Consider the following 18,794-nt stretch of genomic DNA (forward strand, 5'->3'; position numbering starts at 1 on the left):
AACTTAAACCTTCTTATCAACCAGGAAAAAAATCATGACACAAGCAAGACAGATTTCTCTTTTTTTGGCAATTACAAGCTGGGCCGCACTTGTTGGCGCTATTTTGTATTCGCATATTGTTTTTTTTCCTGGCTATCTTTCTCACCTTCCTGAGTCAAACAAAATCATCACCGATTTCGATATACAGGATGGAAACTTTTGGATGACCGCCCATCCTATTACCATTCTTTCCACTGTTAGCACATTCATTTTAAACTGGAAACTCAAAACAAGACGCAAATTCATTCTCATAACACTGGGTATTTATGTGGTAGCTCTCATTGCAACCATTTTTTATTTTTTGCCTAACCTGATGCTTTTTGCAGACAGTATGAATAGTACTGTTTCTCCGGCTGAATGGTATAAAAGGGGACAAACCTGGCAGCACCTGAGTTGGATCAGGGGTTCGGCAATGATTGTGGGTTTTGTTTTACTGCTTGTTGCTTTAACAAAAGACAACTAGAAATAATCGTGCAATTTGAAATCCCAACTGGTGACAGAATACTTATGTTTAAAAAAATAGTTGCCGGGCTGAGAAAGGCAACTATTTTCAGAATTAAAGGGCGTAAGTAATTAAAAAAAATCATGCTCCCTGCACTTGATATAACCTGAAGCCTGTTCGGGCAAACTCCACGTTGAAAAATCGGCTGGTTTTTCAAGGTTTTTCTTTTTAATTATTTTACCGCCAATGGGCTTTACAATTCCCATTTTACCAGCCCGGTTATTGACATTAACAGATGAAAGCGGCAAGGAGGCTTTTCTCAGTCTTTGCGGCGCATTAGCAATTCGATTTTCTTGTAACAACTGCATTGGATAGGTTTATTGATTAATTACCTGGCGCATAAGCACCGGGTTGATGAATGAAACCTCTAAGGGAATTGGATTATGAAGCAAGCGGCTAACGAGATGCCGGGCCTAATTTTTCTCAGAACCAGTATTGACTGCCTTATTGGGTGAAACGACAATGAGATAAAAAAGAAGTTGATTGATATTGGATTTTCACGGTTTTTCGCGGACCTGGATATGCGATTTTCTCAGTTGGTATTGGATATAGATTGATAATGACTATCAATCAACTTCTACAACAAAACTATGGGCATAGACCGTTACAAAATAGCGGGGAAGTGCTCAGTTTCTAAACGAAATCTACGATAGGCGGTATCGTAGATTTCCTATTGCCTGTATAAAAAGGGGATAACTCGCCGGTTATCCCCTTTCCTATCCTGATTTTCGTTGCTTACAGCCATTTATTTTTCATCATCCAGCTTTTAACCTTGTCCATCCAGTTTATATCGCTGGTTGAGTTGTTTAAGCCAAAGCCGTGGCCACCTTTTTCATAAAAAAATGAATCATGCGCCACTTTTGCCTTCTCCAATGCCCGGATAAATGTAAGGCTGTTTTCTAGGGGCACACCTTTATCATCTTTTGCATGCACAAGAAATGTCGGCGGTGTTTTCTTTGTCACCTGTAGTTCGTTGCTGAATAATTTTATTTGATCAGCAGTCGGATTGGGGCCCAGCAAATTATTGCGGCTTCCCATATGTGTTATTTCGTTGCTGAAGCTGATAACAGGATAAACTAATATGGCAAAGTCAGGTCGCAGTTTTGTTTTGGAAGAATTATTAATATACGATTTGTCAAAATGTGTAGCTGCGGTGGATGCTAAATGTCCCCCCGCACTAAAGCCCATGATGCCAACATGCTTTGGATTGATATTCCATTCTGCTGATCTCTCCCGAACCAATTGAGTAGCCCGTTGGGCATCTTGTAGTGGCCCAATGGTTTTGTCAGTCATGATTGCATCATTTGGCAAACGGTATTTCAAGACGAAAGCTGTAACTCCCCATTCGGTAAAAACTTTTGCTACATTGATACCCTCATGATTAAACGCTAATATGCCGTAACCACCGCCCGGGCAAATAATAACCGCGGTACCATTCGCCTTTCCAGCTGGCGGCGTATAAACGGTTAATGTTGGTTTCGTTACTTTGCTTATTCGTGTGATACCATCCCTACCGGTGTCCGCCACTTCCTGTAAGCTTGAACGTATTGAATTAGGAACGCTATCGTTGTATAAAGGAATTACTTCCTGTGCATGGATAACGAGAGTACTGATCATCATACTGCAGAATAAAAAAAATCTTTTTTGCATATGCCAGCCTGTTTAATTGTTTACCAACGTGGAATTTCAAGATCATCTTTAGAAGGAAGCTTTTGAAAGGGTGCATGTGGCTCCCGCTGATACCAGAATACAACAGATGAGATATCTGATTTTTGCGGGTAATATCTTCCATCATGTCGCCAGCCCAGATCCTGTATGGTTATTTTGAGATCTTTTTCAAAACGGACAGGATCCATGATATGCCAGCGATACATACCAAATGCCTGTTGTGAACGATATAAGCCATCGGGGCGTATTACCTGGTGCAATCCTGCATATGCCGTAGAAAATTCCTGGTACTGTTTTGTCTTTTGATTTTCGAAATTGTAGGAGCCGCAAAAATAATCTTCAGTGCCGGTACCATTGATAGTAGGAAAATCGGTGTCTCCATCCATATAGAATTTTATTTCGCCTTCGCCCCACCAAACGTTGTTATTGACATTCCATGCAACATAGCAGCCCACATATTGTCCTTTCCCTTTTATACCATCAATCAATGTATGAATTGATCCCTGCGTGGGATTTGATCTTCTGAACTGAGCATGAAGATAGGCCTCATCATCCCCTACTTCTGTTAATGTATAGTCGACCTGGTAGTACAAACGCATGGCTTCGCTCTTGTTTATATTCTCCATGGTGATCCTACATTTCTTCCGGAATGGCATTTTCCAATAACAATTAAATGCACTGCCGGGATTAACGGTTACAGGAAGTGAATTCAATTGAGCATATTCATTAAACGCCATTCCAAAAAAATCACCCACCGGTACTTCGATAGAAGGAGTCTTTTCATCATCCCAATAAAAGCGAATAATGGAAAAACGCCAGTTACCGGTTGGTGTCATCCAAATGTGTTGGATAGCACCCGGGCCCTCAATCTCTGCAATGGTAAATGTCTCTCCTTTGCCAATTTCAATAAAAGGATTTACTTTCCATCCTTTACCCAGGTCCCTCGCGGCACTCCATGCATTGGCAACATTCTTTTTAGCGCTATCGGCTTTGGGATCGGCCATGCCACCTCTCCCCCTGGCACCCGAATAATTTTCAGGACTGATCGATCTTGTCTTTGCATCAGATAATCTTGAGAGATTACCAAGATTCATATCCAATCCATTAAAAGGAGCTTGCTGTGCGTTGATGGCAATCAATCCGACAAGCATTGCAAAAAGAGCTACAACTTTTTTCATTCTCTAATATATGAAACTAATTAGTTTGAAAATTGGAAATAACTCTTATAGCCCGACTTATCAAATTTTCATTTTTAGTAATATCTGTTTTATCATGCAAACTGGTGTTATTGTCTGCCCGGCAATACTGATTCAACTACAGTTTCCGCCAAAGATTGGAAGCAAAAAGTTTTTTCAATCAACAGCAAAATCAATTTTGTTGTTTTAACCTGCCCCCTTACTTTTGCGCCGGAGAGATGGCAGAGCGGTCGAATGCGGCGGTCTTGAAAACCGTTGACTGTAACAGGTCCGGGGGTTCGAATCCCTCTCTCTCCGCCTTCGCCCATCGAGCTTTAGCTCAGGTGGGCTTTCTTATGTGGTCTTCGACGAATGCAATCGCCGTGAAAAAGTTCGGGGCTTCGAATAAAACATCTTTTCCAACTTTTAGTTCCATCGCATCAGTAACCCTATCCAAAGACTCACTCACTGATATTGGCGCTGGCAAACTGTTGAATATCGCTCTTGCTGAATGTTGTCAATTCGATAATGCTTGCGCTATGTCTTAAAAAGGGAGGGACAATTTGAAACGCTTCCTCTTTGCTGTCAAAATCGCTGATGAACCATGATTTGTGAACGCCGGATTTACAACCCCAATGTGCATTTGCCAATAAATGCGAGCCAGATTCTACGAACAATTTGATAACCTGTTTACACTCAAAAGTATTTTCTGAATGAGGAATTTCAATTAAATAAGTTGCCATTTTTTAAAATTTAATTTGATGACTGATTATTTTATTTATTGACACTATTGTTAAAAGTTGCTGTTGTTTTACTTCAAACCAAACCAACGGGCTTTTCTGCTTGAACCAAAATATTCCTTTTCCGCAACTAACATTTCTGAAGCGTCATGATGAATTCCAAAAGGCTTGGGCCTGGAAAAAAAATCAACATCTACACGCCCCACTTCACCCTTGCCAAACTCAATATAACAGGAGCCTGCACCAGTATATGCTGAATTGTTTTCAGTCCCACTAAATGCTGCAATGATAGAAGCCGCGGCAATTTTTGCAGCGCCTTCTGCAAATACACCCGCCTTTGGTGTTCCTACACTGGTTACATCGCCGATGGCATACACATTGGCAAACTTTGTCAACAGGTTAGCTCTGTCAACCGGGATCCATCCATTCTCTGCCATGCCGCTTTGCAGTACCACACCGGGTGCAACATGTTTGGGGATACCAAGGAACAAATCAAATGGCATTTCGGTGCCATCATCAAGAATGGCTGTACTTGTACGAAGAGAATTCACTTTATGTTGAGGTATGAATTGAATATTTCTTTCTTCAAAAGCTTTGATCAATGCTTTAGACGAATCGGGGGAAGGAGGAATAGGCGAACCAAATGGCATAACAATGCTGATGGTGCAGGCATCACGTACACCATGGTTGATTAAGTAATCATGAAGCATCAAAGCTGCTTCACTCGGCGCAGGCGGACATTTGAATGGTGCGCCACATACACCAACAATGGCGTGACCTTTTGTAAAATGAGGAATCACTTCTCTCAATTTTTCTGCGCCTTCAAAGGAATAGTATTCGTTGCCGTATTCTGCAAGCCCGGGTGTGGCATTGATATCGTAATTGGCACCCAGCGCCACTACCAATACATCGGCTTCATACTTTCCGTTTTGTGTGGTAACAGTTTTCGTTACCGGGTCAATAGACGTAATTGTTTCTTTACGGAATTGTACGCCTGACTTTACAATACTGCTGTAAGAAATCTTAACAGCATCCGGTGGCTTGCGCCCAAACATTACATCCAGCTTTGAAAAGCCAAAATAAAATGAATCGTTTTGATCTATCAGGGTAAGATCAAGATTGTCACCGATTGCTTCAGAAAGTATGGAAGCGAGTTCCAGTCCTCCAAAGCCTGCACCTAATACAACTACTCGTAGTTTCATTTTAATATTTTTTGAAATCTCATAAGCCAAAGAGTAAATCTTAAGCGTATAAGTAAATGGATATTTGAGTTATGCGCAATGAATAAATTGTGAACGGTTGAATAAGGTAATAAGGTTGGTTTCATCAGGAATTTCAGTGCTACTAAGATAATAAGCTTTGAAACCAGCCGGCAAATTACCTTTCTACCTTAGTGGAAATAGAGCCAAAACCAATACTACCTTATTACCTTATTTGCTGTAAACAATGAGTCCTGCATAACTTCAAGTTGTTAGGGATGGATTTTTCACAAGCTACATTTCTATCCTTTGCGAAGCATAATCAATTCTTGCCTGGTTGAGCAACAATGCGCAAATAAGGTTTAACTGTCTTCCAACCTTCAGGATATTTTTCTTTTGCTTCTGCATCTGATACTGCTGGAACGATGATTACATCATCACCATTGTTCCAGTTTACCGGAGTAGCTACTTTGTGTGCCGCGGTAAGCTGCATTGAATCAAGCACCCGAAGTATTTCATTAAAATTGCGGCCTGTTGTCATCGGATAGGTAAGGTGCAGTTTTATTTTTTTATCCGGACCTATCACAAAAACAGAACGCACTGTTTGATTAGTGGCTGCAGTTCTGCCTTCTGAAGTACCGGGCTCTTCTGCGGGAAGCATATCATACAATTTTGCAATAGCAAGCGTTGCATCCCCGATCATAGGATAGCTTACCGCATGGCCCTGTGTTTCTTCAATATCTTTTTCCCATTTTAAATGACTTTCTACCGGATCAACACTTAGTCCGATGACCTTGCAGTTTCTTTGTTGAAACTCGGGAGCCAGTTTTGCCATGTAACCAAGCTCGGTAGTGCAGACCGGTGTAAAATCTTTTGGGTGGGAAAAAAGAATGGCCCAACCATCACCAATCCAATTGTGAAATTGAATGGTGCCTTGTGTAGTTTCTGCCTGGAAGTCCGGTGCGATGTCGCCTAATCTGATACTCATGTTATTTGGTTTTTATTGTTTGATAATAATGATGAACAAAATCGTTTGTTATAATAAGAGATGTTTCTTTTTGCAGTTCTCACATTCGTAATTTTTTGGCTTTATGGTTCCAAACGAAATAAGCTTGATAATGATCCCCACTATTGATTTTTTTTTGACTGGCACCAGGCTGCCTCCACATACTGTGCAGCGGATACCCAGGATAGTTCGTTTGATGATGATTTTATCTAAGTCCAATATTGCCATTGCGGGAATAAAATTCCCGGCGCAAAAAGAACCTGTAAAATAAAAGGGATGAATGTGGTTGGTTAGGGATGAATGATACCCCGTTTGTGACGAAGAAAACGGAATAGCTGAAGAATTATCAATTCTCCTTTATTCCGAGAGCTTTAAAAAGTTCTTCCCGGTATGATTTACCTATCGGAATTTTAACTCCCTCTATGGTTATCTCTGTCGGAAAGATATCTTCAATCTTATTAATGTTTACAGAATAGCTTCGATGAACACGAATGAAGATTTTTTGATTGACCTGTTCAATAAAATCGTTGAGTGTAGATCTTACCATTACTTTCTTTTGCGATTGCAGATGAAGCGTAATATAATTCGCATCGCTTTCCAGGTATAATATCTCATTGAAAAATATTTTCCGGAATACATAGCCATCCTTTACAAACATAAAATCTTTTGTGTGCCAGGAAGCAACCTCATCAGGTTTTGTATCAGTTCGATTGCCTGTAAAATTGCTGAATGCAATTTCAATGGCAGCAAACAATTCTTCTTTGGTAAATGGTTTTACAATATAAGCATGCGGCTTCACCTTTTTTGCCCGGTCAATAGTTTCAGCATCGCTGTTAGCGGTTAAAAAAATAAAAGGAACCTGGTACAATTCATTCAGCTTTTGGGCTACATCTATACCGTCTTTTTTTCCTGATAGCTGAATGTCGAGTAATAACAGGTCGGGTTTGTTTTGCTCAAGCATTTCCATTGCCTCTGTATAGTTTATTGCGGGGCCGCAATGCGAATAGCCCAACTCATCCAATGTGCTTACAATAGTTCGGGCTATTACCAGCTCATCTTCTACAATTCCTATTTTTAATACCGACATATTATCAATCTTCATTTTTACGCATGTTGCGGTTGGTAAAATTAATGGTAAATACAGCTCCGTTAGTGTACGTATAATTTACTTTCCCACCTATTTGCCGGCTCAGGTCATTGATCAATTGTATGCCTAATGTTGTTGCCTTGTTTAAATCAAAATTGGCAGGCAGGCCCGGGCCGTTATCAGAATAGATCAATTCGTATTTTCCTTCTGCCACGGCACGAATGGCAAGGTTTATCTCCCCGACCTTGTCATCATTAAATGCATACTTAAAAGAATTGGATAACAGCTCATTCATGATCAGGCCCAGCGGAACAGCAGAATCAATATCTAAATACACAACAGGTACTTCGATATTCATTACTATTTTATTTTGTTTTTTAAAGACACTCTCTATCTGCCTGCATAAGTCATTTACAAACCGTTTCAATTCAATGCTGTTTAAGTTTTCCAACTGGTACAGGTTCTGGTGTATCAATGCAATGCTTCTTACCCGGCTGCGTCCCTCCCGTAAAGCATTCTTTGCGGCTTCATCATCCAGGCCCTTGCTTTGTAACTCCAGCAGACCCGAAATAACCTGTAAATTATTTTTTACCCGGTGATGAATTTCTTTCATCAGCACATCTTTCTCTGCCAGCAATTCATCCTGTTCTGATAGCGATTGTTTTAACTGAGCAGTTCGTTCACTCACCGTTTTCTCCAGTTTATTTTTATCTGCGGCTAATTGCTTTGTCCTCCATTTTATTACCCAATAAACAGCCATCACAAATAACAAGGCGAGTAGAGTAATGAACCACCACTGAAGGTAGAATGGTTTTAAAACCAGTAACGGAATAGTTAATTCGCTTTTGCTCCATGCACCCTCACTATTCTGTGCTTTAATATGCAGTAGGAATTTTCCATACGGCAATCCGCTGATGCGTATAGAATTTTCGTTGATATAATTCCAATCTTTGTCTACGCCTTCAATTTGATATGCATAGCGATGCACTTCATCCTTTGCAAAATCCAGCAACTGAAATTCAAGTGTAAAGAATTGATCGCCGGGCGCCAGCATAATTTGTGAAGTATTCAACAACTCACTTGTTCTGTTCACCAGCTCGTTTTGGGAACCAACAAACTGGTTAAAAGCAATGATCTGCAATGGTACATTTAATGTATTGGTATCCGTTATAAAATCTTTTGGGCTAAAAGCATTGGCGCCGTCTATTCCGCCAAAAAAAAGCCGCCCGTCTGTCGCTTTAAAAGAAGAAGTTCTGTTAAACTCATTGTGAGAAATACCGTCGGCGGCAGTATAGGTTTTTACAGCGAATGTTTTTTTATTGAAACGAATCAAACCATAATCAGAACTGATCCAAAGATTGTCATACGCATCTGGTTCAATCCTGTACAACACATCTGAGGGGAAACCGCTGGCGATATTGAATTGCTGAAATGAATTTGCTTTTCTATCCCAGCGATATAAACCTTCACCATTTGTTGTGATCCAGAATATTCCATTAGCATCTGCATAAGTATCGAGTAAACTCAAACCATCTATGAAAGAAGATTCACACTTGCCAATTGCCAATTGCCGATTCACGATTGCCGATTCAATAATTTTATACAAGCCGTTCTCCGCTACTGCCCATACCGTATCTGTATAATCCTTAAAAAAGCGGTAGACAAATTTTGCTTCAGTAATTTTTGGGGAAGCATATAAAAGCGAATCAAATTTTTTGCTATTGGAATTGAATAATGAAAAACCATTTGTTCTTCCCAATAGCAACAGGCTGTCAGTAAGAGAATACATAGACCATATTTCACTTCCCGTGCCTCCCGGTAATGTTACTAATTTATTTTTCTTTTCATCATAATTAAACAGGTTGTAGCCACTGCAATACAAGGTTCCATTGTGCTCAGTTAGCGCATACTTTATTTCAGCATCAGCAACGTATTGCATTTTGCTATCTTGTTGCATGAAAGTGTGCGTCCAGATATTAGCCACAACATTACCGTTTTTATCAGCATATATGCCACGGGCCTGGCTGTTTGGCTGAGCACTTTGCTGTTTGCCGGTAAAGTATTGTTTAAAACGGTTCTTTTCTACCTTTAACTGCAATACGCCATGCGATGTGCAAAGCCAAAGGTTGCCAAAGCTATCAGGAAAAAGCTGGTAGATAAATACATTTTCAAAATCTTTCATCTCCTGTTTAGAAAGTATTTTCAAAAAAGCATTTTCATTCCACAGGTAAAGTGCATCCGTAGCAATATAGAATATGCAGGATGTGCCATCCGCAGAGCTTGCAGCCTGGTACCAATATTTTCCTTTTATGCTGTCCGTATTGAATTGTTCTACTTCGGCGGGAAACTCAATCTTACCATTATGCGTTATGCTACCAATATTAAATGTATTCGGTTTGGCGGCGGTGATATACGTAATTAAAAGATCATCACGGCTGCTGAAACCGACAGGCAGTGATCTTAACGCATCTTTTTGAGTAAAGGCAATCACTGTATTCTTCGATACCAAGTATTGTGTGGACTGGTTGAATATTTTCAGCAGCGCTTTACCCTTTGCGAACATACAGAATGGCCCTGTGCTGCGAAAATCTACAAATGGCCCTGCATCCGGCCTACTCCAATCTTTAATTTCGTACCGGAGTTTAAATCCGTGTTTAGAGGAGTATTTCCAAAGCCTGAAAGGATAAGCAGTAAGCAAATTAATTTCATCCGTTCCGTCATTCGATATCCAGTAAACATCCTGCTCTTTAAAAGGCATATTTGGAAAAGCAGCCGTAAGTGTTTTAACTTCCTGTGTAACTGCATTCATCACATCGACCTTGCCGTTAGTAGTGAGTTGAAAACCTGTACTACCGTATTCAATAAACAGGTTGTTGGCATCATCTTTTGCCAATTGCACCACTTTATTATCCTGCAGATTATTTCGTTGTCGGGTAAACAGTAAACAATTTTCACCATCATAGCGATTCAGACCATTGCGTGTTCCAAACCACAAGAAGCCAGCCTTATCCTGCACACCACAAAACACTTCGTGAGAAGCCAATCCATCTTCAATAGAAAGCAGTCTTTTGGTGATGGTGAACTCCGGATTCTTGTTTACATATCCGCTTTGCCCTGCCACAGGATTGCCGGCTATTATTAAAGCCAAAATCAATCCCGCTAAAACGGGACAGGTAGTGCAGCTAAAAAAAAACATACGAATCATTGCACGTTAAGTTTTGCAGGTCACCGGTCGTTTTAAAAAGTCTGAGAATTTATTTATATCATTTCATTCGAAAATTGAACATTCATAAATTTTGGTGTGAAGCAAGGTCAATAAATTCAGTAATGTAAGGAAAATTATGAGATTGAGTGACCCAACAACCAGTAAAGGGTATCGACTGCCTGACTGCTTTTTTAATTAATTGAGTTAATAAGTTAAGTAAGAAACCTGCAAAATCAGTCTTTGCAGGTTTTTTGTTTTATTAATTTCCCTGTATTTACTCTTCTTAATCATGATAAGCACATGAATCTACCAAGGCCTGTCATTTATTTATTGCTTACTGATTTTCATGAATAAGGCCTTTGATTCAAAATGACCCAATACAAACCCAGGTCGGCCACCGCCTTTGTAAATGTTTCAAAATTCACGGGCTTGACAATGTAGCTGTTTACGCCCAGCTTGTAGCTTTCAATCACATCTCTTTCTTCCTTTGATGAAGTAAGAACGACCACCGGAATCTTCTTTGTTTCTTCATGTGATTTTAACTGCCGGAGTATTTCAAGACCATCTACTTTGGGCAGCTTCAGATCAAGAATGATAAGTTTGGGTTGCGGCGAGTTTTGCCTGTTGGCATATACACCTCTTGAAAAAATAAAATCCAAAGCTTCCGCTCCATCGTCAATATGCTTCACAGTATTTGCGAGGTTATGCTTTTGCAGGCTCCGTATAGTTAGCTCGGCTTCGTGATGATTATCTTCTACAAAGAGAATCCCGATCTGATCGTATTCTGACATTTCGTTACTAGTTTTCAATGTTTATCAGCAATAAGAGGCAGACCGAAAAAAAAGGTAGCGCCTTTATCTACTTCTGCTTCGGCCCACACCCGTCCGCCGTGCCGGCTGATGATCTGTTGTACCAATGCAAGGCCCACACCGGTGCCTTCAAACTCGTTCATTTTATGCAGCCGCTGAAACACGCCGAATAGTTTATCAGCATATTTCATATTAAATCCCACTCCATTGTCTTTGATAGTATAAATAATTTCATTGGCGGTTTTCCCGGAATTGATCTCAATGGACGGCTTCTCCCTGCCACCTGTATATTTAATAGCGTTGGAAATAAGATTTACCCAAACCTGGCGCAGCAGGCTGCCGTCAGCATCAGCAGGTTCGAGTTCTGCTGTTTCTACATGATAGTGTTTTGTCGTTTGCGAGAGCTGTTCGGTTAGTACTGATGCCACCATTTGGTTCATGTCAATGGGGTGCACAACCAGTTCTTTTCGTCCCAGCCGCGAAAGATTCAACAAGTCGTCAATCAACTGGCCCATCTTACGTACATTTTCTGTAATAATGCCGAACATCCTTTTTCCTTCTTCATCCACCTTATTGCTATAGTCATTTACCACCATGCCGGTATAACCATCAATGATCCGGAGCGGTGCCCGCAGATCGTGTGAAACAGAATAGGAGAAACCTTCCAATTCCTTGTTTACCTTTTCAAGTTGTTGCGTTTGTTTTTGCAGGGCTGCCTCCGTAAGTTTTAATGAAGTGATATCTCTTCCTTCAGCCACGATATAGTCCACTGATTCATCAACCGCCAGTATAGGAATCAAACTAAAGTTGATTGTGAGTTCCTGTCCAAATACAAAAATGGTTTCATCATAGTTGATGGTAGTGCCGGCGCATGCTTTGGCAAAAGCATCTTTTACCCGGCGCTGCACTGCTGCATCGTAGGCCCACCAGTTTCCTTCCAGGAAATTGGTCTGCAGCAATTCCTCCATGGATAAACCCGTCGCCATTAAAGCTGTTTTATTTACCATCAGTAATGTTCCGTCTTTGGCCACTTTAGCGCAGAGTGTTGACATGCTGTCTATAAAATCCTGGATGTCCTGACGCTGCCGTTGGATGATAGCTTCGCTTTTTTTACGGTCGGTGATGTCGCGGATGGCAGCGGACACCAGCATTCCTTCCGTAGTAGCAAGTGGTGAAAGACTGATCTCGACCGGAAACTGGCTGCCATCTTTGCGCACAGCATACAGTTCCAGTCCCACTCCCATTGACCTTACTCTTGGTTCTTTATAATAATCGGTGCGATGTCCCTGGTGCCTTTGACGAAGATCATGAGGAATCAACATTTCAACTGGCTGGTTTATCAATTCACTTTTATTATAGCCAAAAAGAACTTCTGTTTGCTGATTTACCAATACTATTTCCCCTTTTTTACCGGCAATGATCATGGCATCCGGCGCCGACTCCAGCAGCCCCCTGAATTTTTCTTCTGCCTTCTGCCGCTCCTGTATTTCGCCCAGCAGTTTTTTATTGATCTCCTGTATTTCCTGTGCCCGTTTGTAGACCTCTGTCTCCATTTCTTCCAGTTGACGCTTCATTGTCTCGGTCTGTTGTTGCTGCCGGCTTTCATTTCTTTTCAGCCTGACGAACTCCGTTACGTCTTCTACCCGGTGAATGATATAGACGAGTTCATTTTTATCATTGAACACCGGCTTATTCAGTGGGCTCCAAAACCGTTCTTCAAAGCTGCCATCAGGCCTGCGTATATCATACTTCTGCACAGCCATGGTATGTGCCTCACGGTTTTGTAGTACATAGTTCAGGGATGCACGAAGATTCGACACACCGGTGGCTGCAGGATCATCAGGGTTGTCGGGAAATACATCAAACAAATTCCGACCGAGTATCTCCCCTCTTTTCGTCATGGTAGCCTGCAGATATGCATCGGATGCCGCAAGAATGCTAAGATCAGGCATCAGGACAAGATACAAGCCAGGTGCAGATTCAAAAAGCCATTGAAAATTGGCGCCAGCCGGCGATTGCATGTAATTGTAAATTAATGAGGGTTAAAAAAGGCTTCATTCAACACGTTTATCAACACAGTTTTACACAGCATTTTAACGCAGCAACGAAACAGACCTTTCCTTTAAGATAAACAAGCTTGAATTAGCTATGACAGTTGATTACCAGCATTCTTTAAAGATCGGGAAAAATTATTGACGGCAAACTAAACAGCCTGTAAAAAATAGATGTGCAAGTAAATGGCAAGTGTTTATACAACAGGCTTCTTTCGTCTTCCAATACGCAGCTGCAAGCCACATTGTAAGCTTACGAAGCGAAGACGCTTCATAGAGTTTTCCGACATGCCTCGAAGAACCGGGGTATTTTATAGCAAACCCCGATCCCAATACCCAATAAATGTTTAGAAAAAAGTACCTCATTAAAGGAGGCAGGTTACAACACATTTTATACGCCAGATAAAGCAGGATACACAGAGCAAAATGACTTTGACTAACTTGGGATTATGAATGAATTCATTGAATACGTCCTGCAGTTCGGTAGCCTTAACAAACAACAAGTAGACTTAATTTATTGAATCTATAGGTTTCATCTCTGTCGGGCAACTTTTGAACCGAGGTCAGCAAAGCAACTTCCGTTTGTTAAGGGCGTTTTTATTTCTTATATGGATAGGTAATTGATCAATGCCTATTTTGATATTATTGCATTCATTTACCTCTATTCGGCAACTTGTTCGGCTGAAGCTCTTGTCAAAATTTCATTGGCCATATGCCATTTTTTCAAAAAAATGTCAATAATGCTGTGTGAATGTAGCCTTGCCCCGCTGGCATGGCGGTTGAAAGCGTTTTTTTTAGAATCAGGCATTTGCAATAAAGTTTGTGTAATATGAAAATATGACTTTGTTGTTAACCATTTAAAATGATCTATTATGACAAACAAAGTAACAGCCAAACCACTTCATGACAGGGTTATTATACGACCAGCACCCGCAGAAGAAAAAACGAGCGGCGGAATTATCATTCCGGATACTGCCAAAGAAAAGCCGCAGCGTGGCACTATTGTAGCGGCAGGCCCCGGTAAAAAGGATGAACCGGTTACGGTAAAAAGCGGCGATACCGTGCTATATGGAAAGTATGCCGGTACGGAAATTCAGCTTAACGGAGAGAATCTGCTCATTATGCGGGAGTCGGATATCATAGCTGTCCTCTGATATATTTCCGCATTTATTACACAGCTTTTTGTCATTGCCTGTGATGTGCTTGAAAGCTTAAATCATTTTAAATTTTAGAATTATGGCAAAGCAACTTTCTTTTGACGTCGACGCCAGGAAGAAATTAAAAAAAGGTGTTGACATTTTGGCCAACGCTGTAAAAGTCACATTAGGCCCTAAAGGACGAAATGTAGTCCTTGAGAAAAAGTTTGGCCCTCCTGTAGTTACCAAAGACGGTGTAACCGTGGCGAAGGAAATCGAATTGGAAGATCCGCTTGAAAATATGGGGGCACAGATGGTAAAACAGGTAGCATCAAAAACATCAGATATTGCTGGCGACGGAACTACTACCGCTACAGTGCTTGCACAGGCAATCATCAACGAGGGGCTCAAAAATGTGGCTGCAGGCGCCAACCCAATGGATTTGAAACGAGGCATTGATAAAGCCGTGAACAAGGTAGTGGAACACCTGAAAGGCCAGGCACAGCAGGTAGAAAGGAATAGCAACAAAATACAGCAGGTGGCGGCAATTTCCGCGAACAACGATGAAACAATTGGTAAATTGATTGCGGATGCATTTGCCAAAGTTGGTACAGACGGCGTTATTACTGTCGAAGAAGCCAAGGGCACCGAAACAAATATTGAGATTGTTGAAGGCATGCAATTCGACCGGGGCTACCTATCCGCTTATTTTGTAACGGACACCGAGAAAATGCAAACTGAACTCGAAAAGCCGTACATACTGATTTACGATAAGAAGATTACGATAATGAAGGATATTTTGCATATTCTCGAAAAAACAGCCCAACAAGGCGATCCCTTATTGATCATTGCCGAAGACATAGAAGGCGAAGCATTGGCAACACTAATCGTAAACAAATTGCGTGGAGTAATCAAGATCGCAGCGGTGAAAGCACCCGGCTTTGGTGACAGGCGAAAAGAAATGCTGCAGGATATTGCTATCCTTACTGGCGGCACAGTGATCAGTGAAGAAATGGGACACAAACTGGAAGGCGTTGATTTAGCCAAGCTGGGCCGTGCTGAAAGAATAGTCATTGATAAGGACAATACCACTATCGTGGATGGTAAGGGTAATAAAGAAGACATCCGCAGCCGTATCAACCAGATCAAATCACAAATTGAGATCAGCACTTCTGATTATGATAAAGAAAAGTTGCAGGAGCGGTTGGCGAAGTTGAGCGGTGGCGTAGCCGTTTTGCAAGTAGGTGCAGCCACTGAAGTGGAAATGAAAGAAAAGAAAGACCGCGTAGATGATGCCCTGCATGCAACAAGAGCCGCTATCGAAGAAGGTATTGTCCCCGGAGGTGGCGTAGGTTTCATACGTGCTATCGATGTCTTAGAGGGTTTGAAGGTTGAAAACGATGATGAACGGACTGGTATAGCAATTGTGAAACGTGCCCTGGAAGAACCACTTCGGCAAATTGTTGACAACGCAGGCATAGAAGGTTCCATTGTTGTTCAGAAAGTGAAAGAAGATAGCGACGATTTTGGATTCAATGCCCGTACGGAAACTTATGAAAAATTATTTAGTGCAGGGGTTATTGATCCGACTAAGGTGACACGCATTGCATTGGAGAACGCCGCATCCATCGCCGGAATGCTGCTAACGACCGAATGCATTGTGGCCGACCAGCCCAAGAAAGAAGCGGCTCCAGCAGCAGTCTCTGCAATGGGTGGTGATATGGATTATTGAAATGAGTAACATTTGTTCATAAAAGAAAAAAATATGACTGCCATGAAAACAAGATTCATCAAACCAGATAGCATGCTTTGGAAGACATTAAAGCAATGGATCAGCAAGATCTTCCGCAAAGGAGATGATAATGACAATCTTTATGATAATCCCTATGCAGTTCTTTAACGTTAAATAACGAAGAATTGTCAACTTGGGTTTTATAGTATTATAAAGTAAGAAAGAAAAAATGACATTACTTGTGTCACTTTTTCCCTCTTTCATTGAAGTGGTATTAAATCTGTTAATGCATTTTAAAAAAGGAGGTTCGTATGAAAAATACAATTGCTAAACGACAGAATGATCTACCATCAGTTAGTTTTGGAAATGTAGTTGATAACATCTTCCAAAACAGTTTACGACACTTTTTTGATGACAATTTTTGGGGTGGAGAAGGCCGGTTAACTACCGGAACTGTTCCGGTCAATGTCCGGGAAACAGACAAACAGTACGAAATAGATGTCATTGCACCGGGGTGTAAAAAGGAGGACTTCAACGTCAGTGTCAATGACAACATGCTGACCATTTCCTTTGATTCCAAAACCGAGAACGAAAGTTCCCCAAAAGAAGGATGGGTTCGAAATGAATATGATCAGCGGTCCTTCAGCAGAACTTTCACGCTGGATGATACCGTTGACGTAAATAAGATTAACGCAACCTATACTGATGGTATCCTTCACCTGACACTGGCCAAAAATGAAAAGGCTAAAAAGCTTTATAAGAATATTGAGATCCATTAATAAAATATGCCAGGGTTGACAATGGGGAAGTTACCAAGGGTGGAATAGTTTAATTCCACCCTTTGATTTTAGTATTTACATACAAAGGATGCCATATAATTAAGGATATGCATGCTTTACTATTTGCAATCAGTATCATGTGCCTGCTGATCCTGCTTGTAATTGTTTTGCTGAAAAAACTCAATCAGCCGTACCTGATTGCTTACGTTTTCGCAGGTATTGTACTAGGTCCACACGTGATGAGTATCTTCTCAGAGCCTGAAGATATTTCCGCGTTGGGAGATGTCGGGATTTTGCTATTGATGTTCTTTTTAGGAATTGAAATCAATATACCCAACAATAGGAATCTTTTATTGAAACCAGTTGTTGCACAGGGGGTGAGGACGATATTAAGCCTACTCTTTTCTTTCTTAATTGGGAGGTGGCTTGGATGGACCGCTGGCTATATACTTTTACTCGCTACCACTTTCATCTTTAACAGTACGGCTGTAGTAAGCGAGTTCCTGCGCAAGAATGGCGAACTATCTTCAGAAATCGGTAAAACCGTATTGAATATATTATTACTTCAGGATATAATGCTGGCGCCGGTACTTGTTTTTTTACAATTTCTCGGCAAAGGAAATTACGATGTTTTAAGAATTTTCCTGTCGTTATTCGGATGTGTGTTGATTTTTTATCTGTTGAATGCAGTAAGAAATAGGAATCTCTTCCAGTTAAAATGGTTTAAAGAGATTGAAGCTGATCATGAGTTACAGGTATTTACGGGTATTTTTATTTGCCTCGGATTTGCGCTTCTTACCTCCTTTGCTGGACTGACTCCTGCACTCGGAAGTTTTGTGGCAGGTGTTTATATCGGTCGCACCAATGCGTTTCGCTGGCTTGAGAATGTATTGCGTCCCTTCAAAATTTTCTTTGTTGCCCTCTTCTTTTTATCGGTGGGCTTATTGCTTGACCTTGATTACATCCTGGAGCATTACGGACTTATTCTGACTACTACATTTACCGTACTTCTTATTAACGGCTTATTGTCAGTCGTCGTGTTTAAGTTATTGAGATTCTCTTGGCGGAACAGTGTGTATGCAGGAGCTTTATTATCTCAAACTGGAGAGTTTGGACTGCTTGCCTGCTCACTGGCACATCAATTGAACATAATTGACTATAACTTCTTTAAATCAGCACTGGCGGTCATTGGACTTTCTTTGCTACTATCATCAATATGGATGTCAATGCTCCGAAAATCTATTTTACGACTAATCTAAAACAATTGTTATAATATAGCTTGATATGGAAACTCAGTTTTATGTTACGTTATGCTAAAAACTGCCAAATGGAGTAAAGAGTTTGGCAAAATCCTGCTGCCTTGCAACACTAAAACACTTCCCAATCTCAATATGTGATTTTCGCTTATTGCTGAATATACCCTCCATGAAACAAAGCTACTATTGCAGATGATTCCGGCTCGTGAGAGACTTGCCTACCGGCAGGCAGGCACGAGCCGGGGCTTTCTTTCATTCACTCGACTTTGCTGATCATCTCTATTTAACCCAAGTTGCTAGTTATAGAGAAAAAGGGATGAGCATCAATAAAAGATAATTTTGAGTTACCACACACAAAACTCAATTATCGATGCTCAACGAGGATAAAATTATAAGGATTTACTGTATTG

General features: G+C 40.9%; 16 protein-coding genes and 1 tRNA gene. 7 read left to right on the plus strand and 10 right to left on the minus strand.

Features of this window, described 5'->3' with window-relative positions:
* Window positions 1–34 precede the first annotated feature (34 nt).
* On the plus strand, window positions 35–502 hold the full coding sequence (locus P2W73_RS14340) for a hypothetical protein (protein ID WP_276502751.1): 468 nt from the start codon (window positions 35–37) through the stop codon (window positions 500–502).
* 110 nt (window positions 503–612) lie between these two features.
* Here the strand turns inward: P2W73_RS14340 and P2W73_RS14345 are convergent, their stop codons facing one another.
* From P2W73_RS14345 to P2W73_RS14355, 3 genes are all read right to left on the minus strand, one after another.
* On the minus strand, window positions 613–849 hold the full coding sequence (locus tag P2W73_RS14345) for a hypothetical protein (protein ID WP_276502752.1): 237 nt from the start codon (window positions 847–849) through the stop codon (window positions 613–615).
* 427 nt (window positions 850–1,276) lie between these two features.
* Window positions 1,277–2,191: an alpha/beta hydrolase gene (locus tag P2W73_RS14350; protein ID WP_276502753.1), complete on the minus strand. Its 915-nt coding sequence runs from the start codon at window positions 2,189–2,191 to the stop codon at window positions 1,277–1,279.
* A gap of 20 nt (window positions 2,192–2,211) precedes the next feature.
* On the minus strand, window positions 2,212–3,387 hold the full coding sequence (locus P2W73_RS14355) for a glycoside hydrolase family 172 protein (RefSeq protein WP_276502754.1): 1,176 nt from the start codon (window positions 3,385–3,387) through the stop codon (window positions 2,212–2,214).
* 230 nt (window positions 3,388–3,617) lie between these two features.
* Between P2W73_RS14355 and P2W73_RS14360 the strand changes: the two genes are divergently transcribed.
* A tRNA-Ser gene (locus P2W73_RS14360) sits at window positions 3,618–3,702 on the plus strand.
* Window positions 3,703–3,845: 143 nt separating this feature from the next.
* On the opposite strand, the gene P2W73_RS14365 is transcribed toward P2W73_RS14360, so the two are convergent.
* The 7 genes from P2W73_RS14365 to P2W73_RS14395 all read right to left on the minus strand — a co-directional run bounded on the left by P2W73_RS14365 (window position 3,846) and on the right by P2W73_RS14395 (window position 13,451).
* On the minus strand, window positions 3,846–4,127 hold the full coding sequence (locus P2W73_RS14365; protein WP_276502755.1) for a hypothetical protein: 282 nt from the start codon (window positions 4,125–4,127) through the stop codon (window positions 3,846–3,848).
* A 68-nt stretch (window positions 4,128–4,195) separates the two neighbouring features.
* Window positions 4,196–5,326, minus strand: a complete 1,131-nt coding sequence (locus tag P2W73_RS14370) for an NAD(P)/FAD-dependent oxidoreductase (protein ID WP_276502756.1) — start codon at window positions 5,324–5,326, stop codon at window positions 4,196–4,198.
* 319 nt (window positions 5,327–5,645) lie between these two features.
* On the minus strand, window positions 5,646–6,311 hold the full coding sequence (locus P2W73_RS14375) for a peroxiredoxin (protein WP_276502757.1): 666 nt from the start codon (window positions 6,309–6,311) through the stop codon (window positions 5,646–5,648).
* 364 nt (window positions 6,312–6,675) lie between these two features.
* Complete coding sequence (locus P2W73_RS14380) at window positions 6,676–7,431, minus strand: LytR/AlgR family response regulator transcription factor (RefSeq protein WP_276502758.1); 756 nt, start codon at window positions 7,429–7,431, stop codon at window positions 6,676–6,678.
* Window positions 7,421–10,621: a histidine kinase dimerization/phosphoacceptor domain -containing protein gene (locus P2W73_RS14385; protein ID WP_276502759.1), complete on the minus strand. Its 3,201-nt coding sequence runs from the start codon at window positions 10,619–10,621 to the stop codon at window positions 7,421–7,423. Before P2W73_RS14385 ends, P2W73_RS14380 begins: the two co-directional genes overlap by 11 nt.
* A 344-nt stretch (window positions 10,622–10,965) precedes the next feature.
* Window positions 10,966–11,412, minus strand: coding sequence for a response regulator (locus P2W73_RS14390; RefSeq protein WP_276502760.1), 447 nt, complete (start codon window positions 11,410–11,412; stop codon window positions 10,966–10,968).
* Window positions 11,413–11,426: 14 nt separating this feature from the next.
* Window positions 11,427–13,451: a PAS domain-containing sensor histidine kinase gene (locus P2W73_RS14395; protein ID WP_276502761.1), complete on the minus strand. Its 2,025-nt coding sequence runs from the start codon at window positions 13,449–13,451 to the stop codon at window positions 11,427–11,429.
* A 902-nt stretch (window positions 13,452–14,353) separates the two neighbouring features.
* Between P2W73_RS14395 and P2W73_RS14400 the strand changes: the two genes are divergently transcribed.
* From P2W73_RS14400 to P2W73_RS14420, 5 genes are all read left to right on the plus strand, one after another.
* Complete coding sequence (locus tag P2W73_RS14400) at window positions 14,354–14,635, plus strand: co-chaperone GroES (RefSeq protein ID WP_276502762.1); 282 nt, start codon at window positions 14,354–14,356, stop codon at window positions 14,633–14,635.
* Window positions 14,636–14,717: 82 nt separating this feature from the next.
* The gene (gene groL / locus P2W73_RS14405; protein WP_276502763.1) at window positions 14,718–16,349 is read left to right on the plus strand and encodes a chaperonin GroEL; all 1,632 of its coding nucleotides are present in this window, start codon (window positions 14,718–14,720) and stop codon (window positions 16,347–16,349) included.
* Window positions 16,350–16,391: 42 nt separating this feature from the next.
* Entirely contained in the window at window positions 16,392–16,517 is a 126-nt protein-coding gene (locus tag P2W73_RS14410) for a hypothetical protein (RefSeq protein ID WP_276502764.1), read from the plus strand.
* 143 nt (window positions 16,518–16,660) lie between these two features.
* Window positions 16,661–17,128 carry an Hsp20/alpha crystallin family protein gene (locus P2W73_RS14415; RefSeq protein WP_276502765.1) on the plus strand — a complete coding sequence of 156 codons (468 nt, stop codon included), beginning with the start codon at window positions 16,661–16,663 and terminating at the stop codon, window positions 17,126–17,128.
* Window positions 17,129–17,190: 62 nt separating this feature from the next.
* Window positions 17,191–18,387, plus strand: coding sequence for a cation:proton antiporter domain-containing protein (locus P2W73_RS14420; RefSeq protein WP_276502766.1), 1,197 nt, complete (start codon window positions 17,191–17,193; stop codon window positions 18,385–18,387).
* The last annotated feature ends 407 nt before the right edge of the window (window positions 18,388–18,794 follow it).

The organism is Terrimonas pollutisoli (assembly GCF_029360765.1).
In the GTDB taxonomy this organism is placed as follows: domain Bacteria; phylum Bacteroidota; class Bacteroidia; order Chitinophagales; family Chitinophagaceae; genus Terrimonas_B; species Terrimonas_B pollutisoli.